Here is a 16,648-nt window from a genome sequence, read left to right on the forward strand (position 1 = left end):
TTTATCCTTTCAGGCGTGACGTGGCGCAGCTTTGGCCGATTCGACGGCGGGTGCGGATTTGGGTGTGTTGCGGGCGGCAAATACGATGATGGCGGCGATGATCGAGGTCGCGGCCAGGCCGTACAGCCCGCCCTGAATGGAGCCGGTGTTTGCTTCGAGCAGGCCGAAAGTGGTCGGCGCAACGAAACCGCCGAGGTTGCCCACCGAGTTGATCAACGCGATGACACCAGCCGCGATTCGCGCATCCAGGTAGGCCTGGGGAATCGGCCAGAACAGTGACGAGGCCGACTTGAAGCCCAGTGCGGCAAAGCAGATCGCAACGAAGGCGAACACTGGCCCGCCGGTGGTGGACATGAACATCCCGGCAGCGGCGATCAGCAGGGCGGCAGCGACCCAGGCTTGCTGGTGTTTCCATTTGGCCGACAGGGACGCGAAGGCGTACATGCCGACAATCGACAGCAACCACGGAATCGAGTTGAACAGCCCAACCTGGATGTCGCTCAGGTCGCCCATCTTCTTGATGATGCTCGGCAGCCAGAAGGTTGCGGCGTAGATGGTCAGCTGGATAAAGAAGTAGATCAGGCAGAACAGGATGATCTGGCGATCCTTGAGCAACTTGCCCAGTGACGGCTTGATCGGCGTCGCCGCTTCCCGGGCCAGCTGTTCGTCGTCGATGGCCTTGACCAGCGCGTCCTGCTCCTCGCGGCTCAGCCATTTGGCGTCGTGGGGCCTGGAGTCCAGCCAGAACCAGACGAACACGCACAACCCCACCGAAAACATGCCCTCGATGAAGTACATCCACTGCCAGCCGTGCATCCCCAGGCCGTTGATTTGCAGGAGTAGCCCGGACAGGGGACCTGAGATCAGCGAGGCAATCGCCGAGCCGCTGAGGAAGATCGCAATCGCCTTGCCGCGCTCCACGCCGGGCAACCAGCGGGTGAAGTAGTAGATCACCCCGGGAAAGAACCCGGCTTCGGCCACGCCCAGCAGAAAACGCAGGATGTAGAAGTGGGTTTCGTTCTGGATGAACGCCATGCCCGCGGCGACCAGGCCCCAGGTCAGCATGATCCGCGTCAGCCAGATACGTGCGCCGACTTTCTGCAGAAGGATGTTGGACGGCACCTCGAACAGTGCATAACCGATGAAGAACAGACCGGCACCCAGGCCATAGGCGGCAGCGCCAATGCCCAGGTCGTGTTCCATGTGGGCGCGGACGAAACCGATGTTCACGCGGTCGATGTAGTTGACGATGAACATGATGACGAACAGCGGCAAGACGTGTCGTTTGACTTTGGCGATGGCGGACTTCAGCGCTGAATTGGCGTCGTCGTGCATCCCGGAGATGGATGTATTCACTGCGTTTTCTCCCACTCGTTATTTTTATGCGGGGTAGGGCTGGGTGTTGCGATGTTGCTAGACATCATACAACTAGATTTTTTCTTCGTGCAACCCCGTTTATCCAATGAAATGGCGCTTATTCGGTAAATTATTATTCTTGTGGTGCTGCTGGCTGGCTATCAAAATGACTTGATATGGGCGTTTTGTTGAGTGTTGTCATACAAGTTGGCTGAAATTTTTACAGGATTCCCACCAGGCGCGGTGCTACGATTCGATAGCCCTGTGTTCCGGATATCTCCATGCAAGAAGACCTCGACGCGCCTGCCCGCAAGCGCACTCACAACCTGGCCCATGATCTGGTCGAAAAACTGACCCAGCGCATCCTGCTCGGCCAGATGTTGCCCGGCGACAAGTTGCCGTCGGAAAACACCATCGTTCAGGAGCACGGGGTCAGTCGCACGGTGGTGCGTGAGGCGATCTCGAAGTTGCAGGCCTCGGGGCTGGTGGAAACCCGGCACGGCATTGGCACGTTCGTGATCGAGCGCGCGCCGGAGCAGGGGTTGCGGCTGAATGTCGATACCGCGTTGGGGGTGCGCAGCATTCTGGAGTTGCGCATGGGCCTGGAAACCCAGGCGGCGGCGCTGGCGGCAATGCGCCGCACCGATCTGCAGCTGGCACAGATGCGTGAAGCGCTGGATGACTATCAACGCCTGCTGGCCAACAACGACAGCTGTGTCGAAGCCGACCGGCGTTTTCATCTGCTGATCGCCGAAGCCACCGGCAATGTGTGCTTCACCGAGATCATGCAGCACCTGGGCAGTGCGATGATCCCGCGCACCCGGGTCAATGCCGCCGAGCGCGGCGCAGTGGACTTGAGCAAGCTCGGCCAGTTGGCCAACCTGGAGCACGAAGCGATTCTCAACGCCATCAAACGCCAGGACCCGGACGCGGCCAGGGCGGCCATGTGGTTGCACCTGACCAACAGTCGTGACCGGTTTTCGGCCAGTTGATGGTCAGTGATACCGCGTCATCGTTCATCGCGGGCAAGCCACGCTCCCACAGGTTCCGGGGCGTACTCAAGAACCACGACAAACGTAGAACCCCTGTAGGAGCGGGCTTGCCCGCGAAGGCGTCAGTTCAGGCAACAAAAAGCCTGAATCAGGCCCTGACCGCTTGACTGTCATTCAGTTGCACCGCGTCATCGTTCATCGCGGGCAAGCCACGCTCCCACAGGTTCCGGGGCGTGCTCAAGAACCGCGGCAACCATCAAACCCTGTGGGAGCGAGCTTGCTCGCGATAGCGCCAGACCTGACAGCGAAGAACCTGAAGCAGACCCTGACCGCTTGACTGTCATTCAGTTGCACCGCGTCATCGTTCATCGCGGGCAAGCCACGCTCCCACAGGTTCCGGGGCGTGCTCAAGAACCGCGGCAACCATAAGACCCTGTAGGAGCGGGCTTGCCCGCGAAGGCGTCAGTCCAGACGGCAAACAGCATGGATCAGACCCGAGCAACCTGAGCAACCACAACCCGCCGCTCCAGATTCAACGCCAGCACACTCACCAACACCACCAGTCCACCAACCACGATCATCAGTGTCGGCCGTTCGCCGAGCGCATAAGACGCAATGACCATCGCCGTCGGTGGCGTCAGATACAGAGTCATCGTCGCCCGGCTCAAATCGACATGCGCCAGCACATAAGCCCAGGCCAGATACGCCAGGGCACTGGGGAAAATCCCCAAGGCGATCACCGCGAGTTGCACACTCATTGGCGCGGCGGTGACTTGATCCATCAGGCCGGGCAGATAAATCAACAACAACACCGTCCCGGACCACACCGTGTAACACACCAGCGTCAGCCCGTCGTAGCGCCCGGTGTGGTGCTTTTGCAGGGCAAAGTAGAGGCTCCAGGACACCGCCGCCAACAGGATCAGCAAGCCGTGGGCGTCGAGGCTGCCCAGGCCATGATCACCAGCCACCACAATCAGCACGCCAAACAACCCGAGCAGCACACAACCCCAGCGCCACAGGCTCACCTGATCCTTGAACACGAAGCGCGCGATCAATGTGCTGAACAACGGCGTGGTCTGGGCCAGGACGCTCGAAGCCCCGGCGCTGACACCCTGTTGCCCGAAGTTGATCGCAACGTGGTGCAGGCTCACGGCAAAGAAACCCAGGCCGAACATCAGCGGCAGATCTCGAAGCCCCGGCAAACGAATGCCCTTGAATATCGCGACCACGGCCATGAACACGGAGGCCAGCAGGAAGCGCAGGAGTGCCAGGTGCGTGGGGTCGTAGGCCTGCAGGCCGATATGGATGCCGGTTGGGGAATACCCCCAGCACGCCACGACAAACGCCATGGCCAGGATGATTTTCCAGGGTGAAACGGGGGAGGGTGTGAGCGGCGTCATGGTCGTGCACCTGTAGGCGGATGCACCGAGTATCAGAAAGCGTATCATTCACCACAACTGACTTATAATGCTCTAACCGTTCACTATGGGTGATGTATGGAGCTGGCACAGATTCGCATGTTCAAGACCGTGGCCGACGTCGGCAGCATCGCCCGCGCAGCCGAGGTGCTGCATTGCGTGCCGTCGAACATCACGGCACGGATCAAGGCGCTGGAGGTCGAACTCGGCGTGGCGCTGTTTCTGCGTGAGGGGCGAGGGCTGCGCATCAGCCCGTCGGGGCAAACCTTCCTGGCCTACGCTTCGAAAATTCTGGCCCTCACCGCCGAAGCCAAACGTGCGGTCGACCCTTCGGCCGAACCCTCAGGCCCGTTGCGCATCGGCGCCATCGAGTCGTCGGCCACCGGGCGTTTGCCGCGCCTGCTGGCGAAATTCCACAAGCGTTTTCCGCAGGTGGCGCTGGAGCTGACCACCGGCTCCTGGGGGCAATTGCTCGACGACACACTCAATCACAAACTCGACGGCGCCATCGTGGCGGTGGATGTCGAGCGCTCGCACCTCAAGCGCACGCCGATGTACCGCGAGGATTTATTGCTGATCGCCTCGACCTCCCTGGGGCCGCTGCGGGACATCGGCGACTTGCGGGACCAGACCGTGTTCATGTGGCCACAGGGCTGTCCGTACCGGGCGGCGCTGGAGCATTGGTTGCTGCGACAGGGTCAGGCACTGCCGATTGTCAGCCTGGCCAGTTATGGCGCGATTGTCGGTTGCGTCAGCGCCGGGGCCGGGGTGGCACTGGTGCCCAAAGGCGTGTTCGACCAGTACGCCAAAGGTGCCGGGTGCGCGGGGTTCGAGTTCCCCGAACTGACCGCCGTCGACAACCTGTTTTACTGGCACGAAAACGCCGGGGTGCACCCGGCGCGCGAGGCGTTCGTGGCGATGCTGCGCGAGGAGTTTGCCTGATTTGCACGCGTGGGAGCGAGCCGTTATGAGGCAATCAACTGCCGCAACACGTAATGCAAAATGCCTCCCGACTTGAAGTATTCCACTTCATTGAGCGTGTCGATCCGGCACAACACCTCGACCTTTTCCTTGCTGCCGTCTTCACGGGTGATGACCAGCGACAGGTTCATCCGTGGCGTCAGCTCGACGCCGGTCAAGCCGAGGATGTCCAGGATTTCACTGCCATTGAGGTTCAGGCTCTTGCGGTTCTGATCCAGCTTGAACTGCAGCGGCAACACGCCCATGCCCACCAGATTGGAGCGGTGGATCCGCTCGAAGCTTTCGGCGATGACCGCTTTGACCCCCAGCAGATTGGTGCCCTTGGCTGCCCAGTCGCGGCTCGATCCGGTGCCGTACTCCTGGCCCGCGATCACCACCAGCGGCGTGCCCGACGCCTGATAGCGCATGGCTGCGTCGTAGATCGGCATTTTTTCCCCGGTGGGAATGTAGCGGGTGTTGCCGCCTTCCTCGCCGCCGAGCATTTCGTTGCGTATGCGGATGTTGGCGAAGGTGCCGCGCATCATCACTTCATGGTTGCCGCGCCGCGAGCCGTAGGAGTTGAAGTCCCGTGGCTCCACGCCTTTGCCGCGCAGGTATTGGCCTGCCGGGCTGTCGGCCTTGATGTTGCCGGCCGGGGAGATGTGGTCGGTGGTCACCGAGTCGCCGAGCAGTGCGAGGACCCTGGCGCCGTTGACATCCTTGACCACAGGCGGCGGGCCGCCGATGTCATCGAAAAACGGTGGATGCTGGATGTAGGTCGAATCGTCCTGCCAGACATAGGTTGCCGCCTGCGGAACCTCGATCGCCTGCCAATGCGCGTCTCCGGCAAACACTTCGGCGTATTCCTTGTGGAACATCGCAGTGTTGACCTGGTTCACCGCGTCGGCAATTTCTTTGCTGCTTGGCCAGATGTCCCGCAGGTAAACCGGTTTGCCGTCCTTGTCATTGCCCAGCGGCTCGCGGCTGAGATCGGTGCGCACCGTGCCCGCCAGCGCGTAGGCAACCACCAGCGGCGGGGAGGCCAGCCAGTTGGTTTTCACCAGCGGATGCACCCGGCCTTCGAAGTTGCGATTGCCCGAGAGCACCGATGCCACCGTGAGGTCGGCTTGCTGGATGGCTTTTTCGATGGGCTCTGGCAGCGGCCCGGAGTTGCCGATGCAGGTGGTGCAGCCATAGCCGACCAGGGCAAAGCCCAATTCATCGAGGTAATGGGTCAGGCCGGCCGCCTTATAGTAGTCGGTGACCACTTTGGAGCCGGGGGCCAGCGAACTCTTCACCCAGGGTTTGCGTTTCAGGCCTTTTTCCACGGCCTTCTTCGCCACCAGCCCGGCCGCCATCATCACGCTCGGGTTGGACGTGTTGGTGCAGGAGGTGATCGCGGCGATGACCACGGCGCCGTTTTTCAGGCGATAGGTCTGGCCTTCGTAATCGTAATCCGCTTCGCCGGCCATATCGGCATTGCCGACGGCAACACCGCCACCGCCTTCGCTTTCCAGGCGGCCTTCTTCCTTGCTGGTAGGTTTGAATTGCAGGTCGACGAAGTCGCTGAAGGCTTGGGCGACATTCGGCAGCGATACCCTGTCCTGCGGGCGTTTCGGCCCCGCGAGGCTGGCTTCGACGCGGCCCATGTCCAGCGCCAGGCTGTCGGTGAACACCGGTTCCTGGCCAGGCAGGCGCCACAGGCCCTGGGCCTTGCTGTAGGCCTCGACCAGTTGCACCGTTTCCAGGGGCCGGCCTGAGAGGCGCAGGTACTCCAGCGTGACGTCGTCCACCGGGAAGAAACCGCAGGTGGCGCCGTATTCCGGGGCCATGTTGGCGATGGTCGCGCGGTCGGCCAGCGGCAGGTCGGCGAGGCCATCGCCATAGAACTCGACGAACTTGCCCACCACGCCTTTCTTGCGCAGCATCTGGGTCACGGTCAGCACCAGGTCGGTGGCAGTGATGCCTTCCTTGAGCTTGCCGGTGAGTTTGAAGCCGATGACCTCCGGAATCAGCATCGACACCGGTTGCCCGAGCATTGCCGCTTCCGCCTCGATACCACCGACGCCCCAGCCGAGCACGCCGAGGCCGTTGATCATGGTGGTGTGGGAGTCGGTGCCGACCAGCGTGTCGGGGAAGGCGTAGGTGCGGCCGTCCTCGTCCTTGGTCCAGACCGTGCGGCCGAGGTATTCAAGATTCACCTGGTGGCAGATCCCGGTGCCCGGTGGCACCACGCTGAAATTGTCAAAGGCACTCTGGCCCCAGCGCAGGAACGCATAACGCTCGCCATTGCGCTGCATTTCAATGTCGACGTTTTGTTCGAAGGCGTTGCTGCTGGCGAACTTGTCGACCATCACCGAGTGGTCAATCACCAGGTCTACCGGAGACAGCGGGTTGATCCGCTGTGGATTGCCGCCGGCCTTGGCCATCGCCGCGCGCATCGCGGCCAGGTCGACCACAGCGGGAACGCCAGTGAAGTCTTGCATCAAGACCCGCGCCGGGCGGTACTGGATTTCGCGGTCGGAGCGACGCTCCTTGAGCCACGCGGCCAGTGCCTTGAGGTCGGCGCCGGTGACGGTTTTTTCGTCTTCCCAGCGCAGCAGGTTTTCCAGCAGGACTTTCAACGACATCGGCAACTTGTCGAGCTCGCCCAGGCTTTTGGCGGCTTCCGGCAGGCTGAAGTAGTGGTAAGTCTTGTCATCGACTTGCAGGGTCTTGAGCGTTTTCAGGCTATTAAGCGACGGCATTACGATCACTCCTTGAAGTCCGCACGGCTACGGACTGAGGGGACGGGCAGAACATTAAACCTAGCCCTGTTTTAAGTAGCTGGCTAATAACTGGACTCTATGGACAGACCCCAGGTTCCGAAGTCAGTTATCATGCGCCGGTTTTCGTGACAGGCTTTGCTTCAACGCAAGCGGTCTCTCTTTGTGGGAGCGAGCCTGCTCGCGATGGACGTTAACGATAACGCGTGTTTCCTGAGTAAACGCGCCGCCCTTGAGTCCATCGCGAGCAAGCTCGCTCCTACAGGGTCCAGGAGTAAGAATGAACACCCTATTCATGCATTGCCGGCCGGGCTTCGAAGGCGAAGTCTGTTCCGAGATTTCCGACCTCGCCGCGCGCTTGAACGTGGCCGGTTATGCCAAGGCCAAGGCCGCGACGGCTTGCGCCGAGTTTGTCTGCACCGAAGAAGATGGCGCCGAGCGCCTGATGCGCGGGCAGCGTTTCGCCGAGCTGATCTTCCCGCGCCAGTGGGCCCGGGGGATTTTCATCGATCTGCCGGAAACCGACCGCATCAGCGTGATCCTCGCGCACATGGCGGATTTTCCGCTGTGCGGCAGCCTGTGGCTGGAAATGGTCGACACCAACGACGGCAAGGAGCTGTCGAACTTCTGCAAGAAATTCGAAGTGCACCTGCGCAAGGCGCTGATGGCCGCTGGCAAACTGGTGGAAGACGCGCAAAAGCCGCGCCTGTTGCTGACCTTCAAAAGCGGCCGCGAAGTGTTCATGGGCCTGGCCGAGTCGAATAACTCGGCCATGTGGCCAATGGGCATTCCGCGCCTGAAGTTTCCACGCGAAGCCCCGAGCCGTTCGACCCTCAAGCTGGAAGAGGCCTGGCACCACTTCATCCCGCGCGACCAGTGGGACGAGCGCCTGCACGGCGATATGACCGGCGTCGACCTCGGGGCCGCTCCGGGTGGCTGGACCTGGCAACTGGTCAACCGCGGCATGCTGGTGACCGCCATCGATAACGGTCCGATGGCCGAAAGCCTGATGGACACGGGGCTGGTGCAGCATCTGATGGCCGACGGTTTCACCTTCAAGCCCAAGCAGCCGGTGGACTGGATGGTTTGCGACATCGTCGAGAAGCCGGCGCGCAACGCCGCGATGCTGGAAGAGTGGATCGGCGACGGCCATTGCCGCGAAGCGGTGGTCAACCTCAAGCTGCCGATGAAACAGCGTTATGCCGAAGTGAAGCGTTTGCTCGAGCGCATTGCCGATGGCTTCAAGGCCCGTGGCATCAAGGTCGAGATCGGCTGCAAGCAGCTGTACCACGACCGTGAGGAAGTGACCTGCCATTTGCGCCGGCTGGATGTGAAGAAGCCGAAATCCCGCTGATCACCCCCCCCCCTGTAGGAGCTGGCTTGCCAGCGAAGGGGCCCCTGAGTCATGCGCCGAACTTGCGGACGCCTTCGCTGGCAAGCCAGCTCCTACAAAGATGGATGTCTGCCGCAGATGACGTTACACCCGGCAATGCGCGACAATGCCGGCCAGTTCCAGGAGTGAATCATGAGTCAAATGCTTGATACGCCGGTAGACGGCACCCTCGACGCCACTGGCCTTAACTGCCCGGAGCCGGTGATGATGCTGCACCAGCACATCCGTGACCTGGTGCCCGGCGGCCTGCTCAAGGTGATCGCCACTGACCCGTCGACCCGTCGCGACATTCCCAAGTTCTGTGTGTTTCTCGACCACGAACTGGTGGCGCAGCACGAAGAAGAGGGCACCTACCTCTACTGGATTCGCAAGAAATCCGGCTGATCACCACCCCCTCTGTAGGAGCGAGCTTGCTCGCGAAAAACGTCAGGACACCGCGGGGCATCAGGTTTTACGCGTTATCGTTCACGACCATCGCGAGCAAGCTCGCTCCTACAAGGGGGCGGCGATCAACCCAGGCTGTTACGAATTCGCCGGCGCGCACTGAGCGTCAGGCGGATCGACAGCATCAGCGCCGCACAGCTCAAGCCGGCAATCAGCCCTTCCCACAGCCCGCTCGGGCCGCTGGCCGGACCGAACCAATCGGTCAGTCCCAGCACGTAGCCGACCGGCAGGCCGATGCCCCAATAGGCGAACAAGGTCAGGATCATCGTCGCCCGGGTGTCCTGGTAGCCACGCAACGCGCCAGCGCAAATCACCTGGATGGCATCGGAAAACTGATACAGCGCGGCATAGACAATCAGCATCGATGCAATCTGGATCGCGGCCTTGTCAGGCGTGTAGATCGAGGCGATGGGTTCGCGCAGCAGCAGGATCAGGGCCGCCGAGAACGCCGCGAACACCAGTGCCGCGCCAAGCCCGACCTTTGCCGCGAAGCGCGCCTGCCAGGGATTGCCGGCCCCCAGTGCCTGGCCGACACGCACTGTCACCGCCATGCCCAGCGAATAAGGAATCATGAACAGCAACGAGCTGATATTCAGGGCGATTTGATGCCCGGCCACCACGGTAGAGCCGAGACTGCCAATCAACAGGGCGATGACCGCGAAGATGCTGGACTCGGCGAAGACGGCGATACCGATCGGCAGGCCAATGCCGACCAGGCGCTTGATCACGGCCCATTGCGGCCGGTCGAAGCGCACCAGCACACGGGTGCGGGCATAGAACGGGGCCCAGAAGGTCCAGCCGGCCATGCTCAACGCCATGAACCACATCACGATGCCGCTGGCCCAGCCGCAACCGACACCGCCCAGGGCCGGTGCGCCGAAATGGCCGTAGATCAACGTGTAGTTCAGCGGGATGTTCAGCAGCAGGCCGCACAAGCCGATGACCATGCTCGGACGGGTGCGCCCCATGCCATCGCTGTAGCAGCGCAGTACGTAATAAAAAGCCATGCCCGGCAAACCGAAGGCGATCCCGTGCAGGTAGCCCATGCTCGGCTCGATCAATTGCGGATCGACTTTCATCCAGTGCAGGATCGGCTCGGCGGTGAGCAACAGGCCACTGCCGATCAACCCGACACACAATGCGAGCCACAGCGCCTGGCGTACCAGCGGGCCGATTTCATCAAGCTGTCCGGCGCCAAAGCGTTGCGCGACCTTGGGGGTGGTTGCCAGCAAAACGCCGGACATCAACAGGTAGACCGGAATCCAGATCGAGTTGCCCAGGGCCACCGAAGCCAGGTCCCGTGGGCTGACGCGGCCGGCCATCACCGCATCGACGAAGCCCATGGCCGTGGTCGCCAGTTGCGCGATCATGATGGGCAGGGCCAGGTTGAGCAGGCCTTTGAGTTCCAGGCGAACGGGTGTCGTCCGCGCAGGCGCGATGGCGGCGGTATTCTCGATGACAGGATTCAATGGCGAAACGTCCAAAAGGTGTTGATGCACAGGCGCGCATTCTACGCGTTGACGCGGCAGTCAGGAAAAGACCCGTGTTGTGGATTTGTAATCAACCTTTTGTAGGAGCGAGCTTGCTCGCGATGGACGCAAAGATGCCACGTTCATTCAGACATCCCGCGTCATCGTTGACGTCCATCGCGAGCAAGCTCGCTCCTACAGAGAGATGCGTCTAGGCGCGATGCATCATCTACGCCTAAACTGCCGATCCGCCAAAGGAGCCTGCCATGCTGATTGTTGCCGACGAAAATATCCCCCTGCTCGATGCCTTCTTCGAAGGCTTCGGTGAAATCCGCCGGGTGCCGGGGCGTTCCATCGACCGGGCCACGGTCGAACAGGCCGATGTGCTGTTGGTGCGTTCGGTGACCAACGTCAATCGCGCGCTGCTCGAAGGCAGCAAGGTGCGCTTTGTCGGTACGTGCACCATCGGCACCGATCATCTGGACCTGGATTACTTTCAGCAGGCCGGTATCACCTGGTCCAGCGCACCGGGCTGCAATGCCCGCGGGGTGGTCGACTATGTGCTCGGCAGCTTGCTGACCCTGGCCGAAATCGAAGGCGTCGACCTGACCCGGCGTACCTACGGCGTAGTCGGTGCCGGCGAAGTGGGCGGGCGATTGGTCAAAGTCCTGCAGGGGCTGGGCTGGAAGGTGCTGGTGTGCGATCCGCCACGGCAGGCCGCTGAAGGCGGTGACTACGTCAGCCTCGAGCAGATCATCGAAGCGTGCGACGTCATCAGCCTGCACACGCCGCTGACCAGGCAGGGACAGCTATCGACCTGGCATTTGTTCGATCAGACACGCCTGAACCAGCTCAAGTCCGGCACCTGGCTGATCAATGCCAGTCGCGGACCGGTGGTGAACAACGCGGCCCTGCGCGATGTGCTGCTGGCGCGCGAAGACCTGCAAGCGGTGCTCGATGTCTGGGAAAGCGAGCCTGAAGTCGACGTGGCGCTGGCCGAGCTGTGCGTGCTGGCAACGCCGCACATTGCCGGTTACAGCCTCGATGGCAAGCAGCGGGGGACCGCACAGATTTATCAGGCGTATTGCGATTTTCTCGGGCAACCGGCCCGCGTCAGCCTGAGCGATCTGCTGCCGGCACCGTGGCTGTCGCACGTGACCCTGAATGGGCAAAGCGACCCGGCCTGGGCCTTGGCGATGCTGTGCCGTGGCGTATACGACCCGCGTCGTGACGATGCGGATTTTCGTCGCAGCCTGGTCGGCAGTGTCAGCGAGCAGCGTGCGGCATTCGATGTGCTGCGCAAGCAATACCCGTTGCGCCGGGAGATCGACGGATTGCAGGTGCGGATCGAAGGTGAATCGCCTGAGTTGCAGAGGATTGTGGCGGCGTTGGGGGCAATGGCAATCTGATAGACCGCGGCGGCCCCATCGCGAGCAAGCTCGCTCCCACAGTGTTCTTTGTCATGCACAAGATTTGTGTACGCCGCAGTTCCCTGTAGGAGCGAGCTTGCTCGCGATGGGCGCACCACAGTCCCGAACTGGAATAAGCAGGCATAAAAAACCCGGCCAACCATGGGCCGGGTCAAGAAGACGGTGGCTATATCACTCTTGTTCGGCAGGTTTGACCAATCGCTTTTCCAGTTCGCGGCAAGCTTTCTGGATCATTTTTTCAGTGATCGGTACTTCGCGACCCTGCTCGTCAATAATCGAGCACCCCAGAGACTGGTCCGGTTGCGTGCGGATCACTTGAATCTTGTCATCGCTGCTGTGTTGCAAGGACATGGCCTGTCTCCTCATCAGGTTGTGTGCTTACTGTAGAACCGCCAGGTGACCGGGCTATGACAACTCCCTGCGATCCTTCCGGGCGGACAGAACCAGTCCACCAGAAATGCCGGCACGTGGCTAGCCGAACTTTAGACCAATAGCGTCTAGCCTCTAGTGTTGGTGGACATAATTAACCTGACTCATTGTGATTTGCAGCGAGCCACCCCATTGAGCGGTGTAGGCTGACCCTAATGAATGTTTTGTCCTGGATGATTGCGATGCTCTCTGCCCGTCACCGCCGTGCCGTTCGCCTGGCCCGTCGTTTCATCGCGCCGTATCGCTGGCAGGCCTTTGGCGCCTTGCTGGCGCTGATCGTTACCGCCGGCATCACTTTGTCCATGGGGCAGGGCATTCGCCTGCTGGTGGACCAGGGGTTCATGACCCGGTCACCGCATCTGCTCAATCAGTCCATTGCCCTGTTCATGTTGCTGGTCATGGGGCTGGCAATCGGTACGTTCGCACGGTTTTACCTGGTGTCGTGGATCGGCGAGCGCTGCGTCGCCGATATCCGGCGCAACGTGTTCAACCATCTGATTTACCTGCACCCGGGGTTTTACGAAGACAACCGCAGCTCCGAAATCCAGTCCCGCCTGACCGCCGATACCACGCTGCTGCAATCGGTCATCGGTTCTTCGCTGTCGTTGTTCCTGCGCAATCTGTTGATGGTGATCGGCGGGATCGTCCTGTTGTTCATCACCAACCCCAAGCTCACCAGTATCGTGGTGGTGGCCTTGCCTTTGGTGATCGCACCGATCCTGATCTTCGGCCGCCGGGTGCGTAACCTCTCGCGCCTGAGTCAGGACCGGATTGCCGACATCGGCAGCTATGTGTCCGAAACCCTGGGCCAGATCAAGACCGTACAGGCCTACAACCATCAGGCCGAGGACGAGCGCCGGTTTGCCGTGACCGTGGAGGAGGCGTTCAACACCGCGCGCAGGCGCATCTTCCAGCGGGCCTGGCTGATTACCCTGGTGATCGTCCTGGTATTGGGCGCGGTCGGGGTGATGCTCTGGGTCGGCGGCATGGACGTCATCGCCGGGCGAATTTCCGCCGGCGAGCTGGCGGCGTTCGTGTTCTACAGCCTGATCGTCGGCAGTGCGTTCGGCACCTTGAGCGAGGTGATTGGCGAATTGCAGCGGGCAGCGGGCGCGGCCGAGCGGATTGCCGAGTTGCTGCGTTCGCAAAACATCATCCTGCCGCCGGTGGCCGGCGCGGTGACACTGCCGGAGCGGGTCGATGGCCAACTGCAACTGCACAATGTGCGTTTTTCCTACCCGTCGCGGCCGGAAAGTTATGCCGTCGACGGGTTGAACCTGACCGTCAATGCCGGTGAAACGCTGGCGCTGGTCGGGCCATCGGGGGCCGGAAAATCGACGGTGTATGACTTGCTGCTGCGTTTTTACGACCCGGCCCAGGGGCGCATCCTGCTCGATGGCGTGCCGTTGACTCAGCTCGATCCGCTGGACCTGCGTCGCTGTTTCGCCCTGGTGTCGCAAACCCCGGCACTGTTTTTCGGCAGCATTGAAGAAAACATCCGCTACGGCAATCCGAAGGCGACTTTGGCGGAGGTACAGGAAGCGGCAAAAATCGCTTATGCCCATGACTTTATCGAAGCCATGCCCAACGGTTACCAGACTCATCTGGGGGACGGTGGCCTCGGTTTGTCCGGTGGCCAGCGCCAACGCCTGGCCATCGCCCGCGCGTTGCTGGTGGACGCCCCGATCCTGCTCCTGGACGAAGCCACCAGCGCCCTCGACGCTCAGAGTGAACACCTGATCCAGCAGGCGCTGCCGAGCCTGATGAAAAACCGTACCACCCTGGTGATCGCCCATCGCCTGGCCACGGTGAAAAACGCCGATCGGATCGCGGTGATGGACCAGGGGAAACTGGTGGCGGTGGGCACGCATCAGGAGCTGATTGCCAGCAATGCGCTGTATGCGCGGTTGGCGGCGTTGCAGTTCAACGATGGCAAGGTCGTCGCCGAACTGTAGGAGCTGCCGCAGGCTGCTCCTACATAACCGGCATTACCGGTCATTGATCGTCAAAAAACCGCTCATGCCAATCCACGATCGGCTGTGGCGCGTTGAGCTTCTGACCGTAGATCACCGAGTACGACAACACGTTTTGCACGTACTGGCGGGTTTCGTCGAACGGAATGCTTTCCACCCACACGTCGAAACTCAGGTGGTCCGCACCGCGCAGCCATTGGCGTACGCGGCCGGGGCCTGCGTTGTAGGCGGCGGAGGCGAGGACGCGGTTGCCGTTGAACTGGCTGTGCACCTGACTCAGGTAGGCGGCACCGAGCTGGATGTTCTTGTCCGGATTCAGCAATTGCTGCGGCGAGGCGTACGCAATGCTGAACTTGCGTGCGGTTTCCTTGGCGGTGGCCGGCATCAACTGCATCAGGCCCGAGGCGCCGACGCCGGAGCGGGCGTCGTCCATGAACGCACTTTCCTGGCGGGTGATGGCGAACGCCCAGCTCGGATGCAGGCCGCGGCTCTTCGCCTCACGCACCAGGGTCTCGCGGTGGGCCATCGGGAAACGGATATCCAGGTCATCCCAATACTGCGCCTGGCTGATGGTGCGGATCGCCGGGAAGTACCATTTCAGGTCGTAGGCCAGTTTGGCCTGGGCGACCATTTCGTCGCGGCTGAAGTGACGGCTGACGTAGTACCACTCGCGCCGGCCATCGACGATCTGCCCGCGGGCGTGCAGTTCCAGGGCGCGGCGCACGCCGGGGGTGTTGCGCACCTTGTTGATGGTGGCCTGACTGAGCACCAGCGGCTTGTTGAGCAAAGAGTAGGGCGACTGCGAGCGATCGGCGGCGAGGAAACCATAGAAGTCGCGTTCGCGGGCCAGGCTTTTATAGAGCGTCTGCGCTTGCGGATTCTGCGGTTGCGCCAGTTCCAGGCTGCGGGCCTGCCAGTAACGCCAGCGGTTGGTGGTGGCCAGGTCCTGGGGCAGGCGGCGGGTCAACTGATAGGCGTCGTCCCAGCGCGCCAGGCGCAGGAGCAGGCGCAAGCGCCATTCGGAAACGGTGTTGTCGCGCAGCTCGGGGTCATATTTGGTCATGACATCCAGTGCACGGCTGTCGAAACGTCGTGCGAGGGTCAGGCCGATTTCCCGGGCGATCGCCACTTTTTCATCCCGGGAGAAGTGCATGCTGCTGGCGTAACCGTCGAGCAGGTCCATGGCTTTGTCCGGGTCCTGGCGAGCCAGGCGGCGCAGGCCGAGGCTGACCACATCGGACATGGCTTCGTCGGCCGGGGTGAAGCGTGACGACTGGTTGAGCAGTTCCGGTTTCTGCGCAACGTCCACCAGCAAGCGACCGCGAGGGGCGAGGGTGGTCAGGCTGTTGACCAGGCTGTTGGCCAGCGGGTAGTTACGCGCCTGGGCGGCGAGTTTGGTGCGCTCCCAGCGTTTTTGTTCGGTCAACTGGCCTTCAGCGGCCCACATGCCGAACAGCGTGTCACAGGCTTCGGGTTGGGATTTGCCGGTCAGCCAGAGTTTTTCGGCGTTGGCGTTACCTTCGGTCTTGAGATTGTGGCTGATCTGGTACTGCGCATTCAGGCAGTCCAGTTCGGTGAAGTTCATTTTCGGGTCGTAATACTTGACGAAGGTCGCCCAGTCACCCCGATCCGCCAGCCAGCGCAACCAGCGCAGCTTCATCCAGTTGGCCTGGGGCAGGTCGCCGTGTTCGGCGAGGAATTTCTCGATTTCGGCGTTGCTCGCGGTTTTCAGGCGCGCGGTCAGTTCGTCGTACGCCAGGTAGGGTTCCAGCGGATAATCGGCGAGGGCCTGGCTGTAACGGAAATACGGGCCACTGTCGCCCTTGGCCAGGGCGCGCTTGGCTTCATCGTAATACTGGCGTTGGGTGGACAAATCCACCGCCTGGGCGGATTGGACGGCAGCGGCAGACAGTAAAAAAGCAGATAAAAGATTGAAAAGGCGACTGCGCATGAGACGTCCGGGCAGAGAAAATCATGACAAGCGCGGGCCGGGCCCGCACTGAATTGCCTGTAGCTTAG

Annotated in this window: 12 protein-coding genes; 6 read left to right on the forward strand and 6 right to left on the reverse strand. The window is 61.6% G+C overall.

Annotation, left to right across the window (positions count from 1 at the left end; all coding sequences use genetic code 11):
* Nucleotides 1–9: 9 nt before the first annotated feature.
* The gene (locus KGA81_RS18565; protein ID WP_223547615.1) at nucleotides 10–1,356 is read right to left on the reverse strand and encodes an MFS transporter; all 1,347 of its coding nucleotides are present in this window, start codon (nucleotides 1,354–1,356) and stop codon (nucleotides 10–12) included.
* Between the two features lie 281 nt (nucleotides 1,357–1,637).
* On the opposite strand from KGA81_RS18565, the gene KGA81_RS18570 reads away from it, so the two are divergent.
* Nucleotides 1,638–2,348, forward strand: coding sequence for a FadR/GntR family transcriptional regulator (locus KGA81_RS18570; RefSeq protein ID WP_223547616.1), 711 nt, complete (start codon nucleotides 1,638–1,640; stop codon nucleotides 2,346–2,348).
* A gap of 488 nt (nucleotides 2,349–2,836) precedes the next feature.
* Here KGA81_RS18570 and KGA81_RS18575 read toward each other — a convergent pair whose 3' ends face one another.
* Nucleotides 2,837–3,748, reverse strand: coding sequence for a DMT family transporter (locus KGA81_RS18575; protein WP_223547617.1), 912 nt, complete (start codon nucleotides 3,746–3,748; stop codon nucleotides 2,837–2,839).
* Between the two features lie 96 nt (nucleotides 3,749–3,844).
* On the opposite strand from KGA81_RS18575, the gene KGA81_RS18580 reads away from it, so the two are divergent.
* A complete protein-coding gene (locus KGA81_RS18580) occupies nucleotides 3,845–4,708 on the forward strand; it encodes a LysR substrate-binding domain-containing protein (RefSeq protein WP_223547618.1) in 864 nt (287 codons plus the stop codon).
* A 23-nt stretch (nucleotides 4,709–4,731) separates the two neighbouring features.
* Here the strand turns inward: KGA81_RS18580 and acnA are convergent, their stop codons facing one another.
* Nucleotides 4,732–7,473 carry an aconitate hydratase AcnA gene (gene acnA / locus KGA81_RS18585; RefSeq protein ID WP_223547619.1) on the reverse strand — a complete coding sequence of 914 codons (2,742 nt, stop codon included), beginning with the start codon at nucleotides 7,471–7,473 and terminating at the stop codon, nucleotides 4,732–4,734.
* Between the two features lie 298 nt (nucleotides 7,474–7,771).
* Between acnA and rlmM the strand changes: the two genes are divergently transcribed.
* Together rlmM and tusA are read left to right on the forward strand one after the other, a co-directional pair.
* Nucleotides 7,772–8,845: a 23S rRNA (cytidine(2498)-2'-O)-methyltransferase RlmM gene (gene rlmM / locus KGA81_RS18590; RefSeq protein ID WP_223547620.1), complete on the forward strand. Its 1,074-nt coding sequence runs from the start codon at nucleotides 7,772–7,774 to the stop codon at nucleotides 8,843–8,845.
* Nucleotides 8,846–9,016: 171 nt separating this feature from the next.
* A complete protein-coding gene (gene tusA / locus KGA81_RS18595) occupies nucleotides 9,017–9,268 on the forward strand; it encodes a sulfurtransferase TusA (RefSeq protein WP_223547621.1) in 252 nt (83 codons plus the stop codon).
* A gap of 125 nt (nucleotides 9,269–9,393) precedes the next feature.
* Here the strand turns inward: tusA and KGA81_RS18600 are convergent, their stop codons facing one another.
* Nucleotides 9,394–10,797 carry an MATE family efflux transporter gene (locus tag KGA81_RS18600; RefSeq protein ID WP_223547622.1) on the reverse strand — a complete coding sequence of 468 codons (1,404 nt, stop codon included), beginning with the start codon at nucleotides 10,795–10,797 and terminating at the stop codon, nucleotides 9,394–9,396.
* A gap of 266 nt (nucleotides 10,798–11,063) precedes the next feature.
* Between KGA81_RS18600 and pdxB the strand changes: the two genes are divergently transcribed.
* Entirely contained in the window at nucleotides 11,064–12,206 is a 1,143-nt protein-coding gene (pdxB, locus tag KGA81_RS18605) for a 4-phosphoerythronate dehydrogenase PdxB (protein WP_223547623.1), read from the forward strand.
* Between the two features lie 192 nt (nucleotides 12,207–12,398).
* Here the strand turns inward: pdxB and KGA81_RS18610 are convergent, their stop codons facing one another.
* Nucleotides 12,399–12,578 carry a PA1571 family protein gene (locus KGA81_RS18610; protein ID WP_223463413.1) on the reverse strand — a complete coding sequence of 60 codons (180 nt, stop codon included), beginning with the start codon at nucleotides 12,576–12,578 and terminating at the stop codon, nucleotides 12,399–12,401.
* Nucleotides 12,579–12,829: 251 nt separating this feature from the next.
* On the opposite strand from KGA81_RS18610, the gene KGA81_RS18615 reads away from it, so the two are divergent.
* Nucleotides 12,830–14,611 (forward strand): ABC transporter transmembrane domain-containing protein, encoded by a 1,782-nt coding sequence (locus KGA81_RS18615; RefSeq protein WP_223547638.1) that lies wholly within the window; start codon nucleotides 12,830–12,832, stop codon nucleotides 14,609–14,611.
* A gap of 40 nt (nucleotides 14,612–14,651) precedes the next feature.
* Here KGA81_RS18615 and KGA81_RS18620 read toward each other — a convergent pair whose 3' ends face one another.
* Nucleotides 14,652–16,580: a transglycosylase SLT domain-containing protein gene (locus KGA81_RS18620; RefSeq protein ID WP_223547624.1), complete on the reverse strand. Its 1,929-nt coding sequence runs from the start codon at nucleotides 16,578–16,580 to the stop codon at nucleotides 14,652–14,654.
* Nucleotides 16,581–16,648 lie beyond the last annotated feature (68 nt).

This window comes from Pseudomonas sp. A-B-19, assembly GCF_019947515.1.
In the GTDB taxonomy this organism is placed as follows: Bacteria; Pseudomonadota; Gammaproteobacteria; order Pseudomonadales; family Pseudomonadaceae; genus Aquipseudomonas.